This window comes from Mesonia algae, assembly GCF_003253545.1.
Classification (GTDB): Bacteria; Bacteroidota; Bacteroidia; order Flavobacteriales; family Flavobacteriaceae; genus Mesonia; species Mesonia algae.
In genome coordinates, this window is record NZ_QKYV01000003.1 from 196,020 (window position 1) to 202,019 (window position 6,000).

General features: G+C 36.3%; 6 protein-coding genes. All 6 read left to right on the forward strand.

Annotated features, from left to right (window positions below):
* On the forward strand, window positions 1-957 hold the full coding sequence (locus tag LX95_RS06210) for a DUF2931 family protein (protein ID WP_245924732.1): 957 nt from the start codon (window positions 1-3) through the stop codon (window positions 955-957).
* Window positions 958-968: 11 nt separating this feature from the next.
* Window positions 969-2,414 carry a T6SS phospholipase effector Tle1-like catalytic domain-containing protein gene (locus LX95_RS06215; RefSeq protein ID WP_111540578.1) on the forward strand — a complete coding sequence of 482 codons (1,446 nt, stop codon included), beginning with the start codon at window positions 969-971 and terminating at the stop codon, window positions 2,412-2,414.
* A gap of 54 nt (window positions 2,415-2,468) precedes the next feature.
* Window positions 2,469-3,356 carry a hypothetical protein gene (locus tag LX95_RS06220; protein ID WP_146240748.1) on the forward strand — a complete coding sequence of 296 codons (888 nt, stop codon included), beginning with the start codon at window positions 2,469-2,471 and terminating at the stop codon, window positions 3,354-3,356.
* Entirely contained in the window at window positions 3,349-4,032 is a 684-nt protein-coding gene (locus LX95_RS06225; RefSeq protein WP_111540580.1) for a DUF4280 domain-containing protein, read from the forward strand. The genes LX95_RS06220 and LX95_RS06225 overlap by 8 nt, the downstream gene beginning before the upstream one ends.
* A gap of 3 nt (window positions 4,033-4,035) precedes the next feature.
* Window positions 4,036-5,577, forward strand: coding sequence for a hypothetical protein (locus LX95_RS06230; RefSeq protein ID WP_111540581.1), 1,542 nt, complete (start codon window positions 4,036-4,038; stop codon window positions 5,575-5,577).
* Window positions 5,578-5,647: 70 nt separating this feature from the next.
* On the forward strand, window positions 5,648-6,000 hold a 353-nt coding region (locus LX95_RS14585; RefSeq protein ID WP_211307647.1), incomplete at its 3' end, for a hypothetical protein.

Below are 6,000 nucleotides of genomic sequence, written 5' to 3' on the forward strand. Positions count from 1 at the left end.
ATGAAAAAATACGAATGGCGACCAACTGAAAGTGCTCCAAAACAATACCCCGTTGAAATTCATCAAGGAATTATTACCTGCCAAGATGGAAGTATGGTTGAAATACCTAGTGGTGGCCGTACAGTCCATAATGGATGGGGAGAAACAGGCTCTACCTATGTTGTAGGAGAAGACCTTAAGTCACTTCCAAAAAAATTAATGTTGAGCTGGCTATCATTTACAGAAGATACATTTTACAAAGGCGATTTTGAACTTCCCACAGATAAAATCAAAACCTTATTTGATAGTGGATATGTAAATCACCTTGGTAAACAGGAAACATATTCAAATGTAGTTGTTGGTATGGCCCCAGGAGGCAATGTTTCTGTTTGGTTATTTGGTGCAGATAAATCGGTGGAAGTAGGTCATTACTTAGCTCATTCAACAGAAATTAGTATGGAAGAGTTTAACCCTAGCGGTATTCAGGATAGAAAAAAATACATAGCAGCAACTATAGACTATCTTCCTGAAGATATAAAACATCAATTAAAAAAAGAAGGAGTAAATAAAGAGATATGGAATACTTACCGTAAACGATTTTCTTGGAAATTTAAATATCAATTTAAAAATAAGAGTACTCCAGCAGAAATACGTACAAAATTTTATAACGGAACTCATTTTTATTTTAAAACAACCAATACTGAAATTAATGATTATAGTCAACTACCCTTACCTAAGCAAATAGGCTATAAATGGTATGATTCAGAAGAAAATAAGTTTGGGGCAGACATAGATATAGACGAGAAAGAAATTTTTCTAGCCCTTAAATCAATTTTTAAAAATTCAGACGACAAAACAATCGACCTAATTATTGAGGTTGATGCTTATAACAGTACTGTAGCCCTTTCTTTACAATCTGAAAATGAAACCATTAAGCTTAATAAAGCAAATATAAACGTCTATCAAACTTCAGATTAAACAAAAGTAGTATGTATCACACGGCATTAAAATCTTCTCCTACAGGCGCAGAAAACTCTAAAAGTTTTCTCGATGAAATCGATTTGCAAACAGCTCCCACATTTGTTGAAGAATCTAATTATGAAGAACTCATTCCTGAAGACTCTATAAATATTAATGCAGGAATGTTTTTTGATGGAACGTTAAATAATAGAAAAAATGTTCAAGCTAGATTGGATTATGAGAAAAAACAACGAGGCGAACCTATTTACAACGAAGAATCTGCAGATGCTTATACCAATTGGTTCGGTTTTAAGAGATCGGGAAGTTATGAAAATGATTTCTCTAATGTCTCTCGAATGGAGCCTGCATATGAACAACTTAACGATGCTAAAGTAAAACAGTTCTCAATATATATGGATGGTATTGGAACTGAAAACTACGAATCAGATAGTAGTGTGGTTGGAGGTGGGCTCGGACTAGGAAGTACAGGTATACGCGCTAAAGTAAAAAAAGGTTGTAAAGAATTGGCCGACCAGATAAAAAAGAAACGTGGTGATAAAAAGATTAACATCTTACAAATTGATGTTTACGGCTTTAGTAGAGGTGCAGCAGCAGCTAGAAATTTTATTTTTGAGATCAACCAACGCAAAGGAGATTTTAAAAAGATGACTGGAGGAAGAGTTCCTCAGCAAATAAATTATGAAGTAGATCACGGGGCTTTAGGAGAACACCTCTCAGAAGAAGAAATGCCTAGAATATTACGAATTCGGTTTACGGGATTGTATGATACGGTGGCTTCTTCAGGTATTGTACATAAAGACGATACCGAAGAGTTGCACCTTAATGAAATTTGGAGGTCTAACTATACCTTTCAAATTGCCTCACAGGATGAACACCGGGAAAACTTTAGACTTACCGATATAGATAGCGCTGGAAACCGTGGGGTAGAAAAAACTTTACCTGGAGTACATTCTGATATTGGTGGTGGTTATAATGACAACTCTAACGAAGAAGTTAGGATTAATTATTCGGGTTCTCTATCTAAAATGGAAGAAGAACGCCTTTACTGGATTGATCAAGGCTGGTACAAATTCAATGAAATTGAAGTAAGCGAATTTTGGGGAACGCTAACTGGGAAACGGCAAAATATATCCAACAAATACAGCCATATACCATTGCATATAATGGTCGAGTATTCAAAAAATAAAAACCTCTTGTATGATCTTGGGTTAATTAAAAGAAAGTATACCATTGCTTTTGAAGCCAATGGCGTTTCCTTAGAAGCTGTAAAAGCACGATTAGATGAATATGTATTTGGTGATGGTGAAAAAATGGATTTTAACAATCCTGCTGACAAACTATTGTTAAAACCCTTAAGAAACAAATTCTTCCACTTTTCGGCTCATTATGATGGCATTGGCATGAACCCCAATATAGAAAATGGTGAACGAGTACGAGTTATACAAGATGGATAATTTTATAAAAAAGTAACTCAACCAAATCATGTAAAATAACAATCAAATAACTACGTGCCAGAAACCTATTCACATACCACCCACAAACTAAAGCTTAACGGCCAACGTGTTTCCCGTGACTACACGGCAATACTTAGTAATATAGAAAGAAAGGGGAAGAAAATCATAGCCACAAAAATGGCTTGGGAATTCAGACTGGAGTTTTTTGGGCTAGACAATGAAGGAGAACTACAATATACCTTAACCACCCAACGCCGCTTTTTTTTAAATGAAAGAAATAGTCTAATAAAAAAACTAAACAAAGCTCAAACTATTGCCTTGCAAGTAGCGAGTATTAATGATGAGCTAAGGATAGTGGTAAGCAAGAATTACAAATTGCTTGAAGTAAAGAATACTCAGCAAATCCGCGATAAGTGGGAGGCAGTTAAAACAGAATTGTTAGACTCCTACCCCGATCTAAAAGAAATGGCGGCCGATTTTGATTGGCAACTACAGGAAAGTGAGATACAAAACGTGTTTTTAAACGATAATTTTTATAACTTTCTATTTGCCAACATCTTTTACCGGGAGTTTGAAGGTAATTCCGCAATAAAAGATAAAAAAATATTGGCAAACGGATTAGGAAATATTGATGTACCCATACAAGAGGAAAAGAAAATCACCAAACAGGATATCACCTTTAGTGAAGTAACCATTGAACTTTCTGGCGAATTGGACACCGAAGCTAAAAACTTCCCCTTAGCAAAAATGAACGCTTTTCTAGGCAGTTTGTCTACCGAGCCTGGCTCACAACATAATTTAGATTTTGAATACCACGGAAGCTATGAGCTACGTCCCGAAGTTGGTTTAATAATTAACGGGCAGTTATCTTATACCACGAGTATAGGAGACCTTTATAGAAAAGAAACAACGATAACATTTAAACTGGAAGACGATGGGTAAAAAATATGTACTAGATGGAGCGATGCTACAATGCAATCAAGGCATGAAACCAGCAAAGCTTTTGGTCACGCAAAATAAAAAAGTAAAAATACAAGGCAAATTCCAGGCAACCGATAAAGAAACCCAGGTGCCAGAAACTTTCGGACAGTGTAAACTAAAACCTTCGGGCAGTAGTTATTTACCATGTGTTCCTGCATTACAACCGTGGACCAAAACAGCCAAGAAATCTACCTTAGGCGGTAGTAAAAAGTTTTTATTTGATGACAGTGAATGCATGTGTGCCACTGGGGGAAAAGTTACGATTATGCAACACGCCCAGATAAACAGTGCCGGCAGCGTAAAAGAGACCTTTAAAAACATTGCCATGATGATCCCTGGCGCTATGATGGGTAACGACAAAGCCCCAAAAGTAGTAGAGAGCTATTGGATGGATGAGACTGGGAAAGAACGGATAGACAGTTTAGATTACGGAGAGAAGGCCAAGTTATTTGTGCTGACCGAGAATATGGATGCTGGAGAAACCGTGACCGTGAATGTAAAAGACAAAAAAAAACAGGATTTTAAAGAAGGTGAAAAAAAGTTAAAATATACCGGTATCGTGCAGGCAGATGGCACCGCAGCAATGAAACTGGTAACCATAGACGAGAACTGGATAGAAACCGAAAAAGAACAATAAATTATGGCACGTACGTTAGTGATTGATACCATTGAAGCTGCTGGACGGAGTTTTAGTTCTGGAGAAGAACTACTTATTGCTCCCCAGCTCAAGAAGTTCATGGTACATTTTAGGCGATCCACTGGTTATATGGGTGAGTATGGCTTCGACTGGTTACGTGATGAATATATACATCCTATAGTTACCGTAGCAAAAGATCATGATGGAAACCCTCATAATGCTAAGTTAGCACTCTGTGATGACGTTCCTGCCTTAAAAACCGAATACAAAACCACAGACGTCAAGAACCCTATTTCACCTTATGGTAAGAACTATTATCCTGCTTGGCTTACCATGTACCCAGATACGCCAGAAGCGCAGAACACTCATGGAAACCTAATTCAAACCTATGGCGTTAGTCTAAATTTAGAAATAGAAGAGCTTGAACCTTTGGTCGTAGATCCCACAGAACTCATATTCGAAGCAAGTAACCCAAATATTAAAATTGAACTAAAAACCCCTAAGTTATACCTGAAAAATATTATTTCCAACACTCCTACTGAAGTTAAATGGGATAGCAAAGTCCAAAAAAAAATATACACCGCCTCTTATATTCTCAAGATTAAATGCAAAGGAAACCTAACCCAACACGAAGAAGTAAAGGTATTTGCCAAACTAAACGATCAAAAAGAGGAAGTGGGCAAGTTGATGGTATTTAAAAATGCCAATTACAAAGAACTGGAGTTTGATATCACCCCTGTACGAATCGTCCGGAAAGGTACGGTTGTTTCAGACCAGTCGGCCATAGAAAACCAGATGGACAAGGGTTTTGGCGATCCATCTAAGCCCATAACGGACGACCTTAAAAACCTCGAAACCTATTTAAACACCCAAAGCTTAAACCAAGCACTTTTAAAAGCTAACATTGGCACTGTTTATGATGTAGAGATAGATGAGGCACAGTGGATTGTTGACGATTTAATCATTGCCGGCACGAAAGTCTTTAAAGGCAATCAACTCTTGGATAAATTTTATGAGGAGTTTAAAAAACAACATAAAGAAGCCGCCAACAAAAGAGGGATTATTGTCTATTTAGCACCGCTAAAGCATAGCAAAAGTGGTGGGCCCAAAGGTGCAGGCGGTTATGGAGATTTAGGCGATATCGATGCCAAACACTGTGTGATTTTTAAATCAAATCTACATCATAAAGAAAGTTTTGCCCACGAAATAGCACATGTTGCAGGATTAGAACATTCTTTCAGAGAAAATAACAAATTAACAGAGAGAGAGGTTTTTGAAAGAAATCGGTTTATTGAACAAGTTGATGAACAAATAAACCATATGCAAGAAAATAGTTATTCCAAAAAAGAAATTGCAAAGTTTTGGAAAAAGCACAAGGAAATGTATAAAATGTCAAGGGAAGATTTAAATGTATATTACAGGAACCCGTATAAATTTAAACAAGGTAAAACGGAAAACTTTATGGATTACTACAACACAGAAAAATCATTCTGGAAGTTTCAATGGAAGGCATTACAAGATGATATTATCAAATTTTACAATTAACATGAAAAAAAATATTATAGTTATATTATCATTATTATTTTGCTCTAGTTTGTTTTCACAAAAAAAAAAGATGGAGCCTATCGTTGCACCAATTCGTTCATATGATTACAAAATTGAAATGAAAGAAGGCAAAGAAGTTTATGAATATAGAAATGATGGCAATGATTTGTTAAATGGCCTATTTATAATAAATGTTTATGAACCCGATTCTACCAAATATGATATAGAAATTAAAGAAAATGGGCTTACCCGAAAAACTTTAAAATACGACCAATCTTATAGTACTTTTGTAAATATAAATTTAAGAAAGGCGGGCATCTTCAAAGAGGGCTACAAACATGGCCTATGGAAAACTACTTACGAAAACAAGCTGGTCAAGACCGAAAACTACAACAATGGCCTAATGGTAGGCCGCTACCGCGT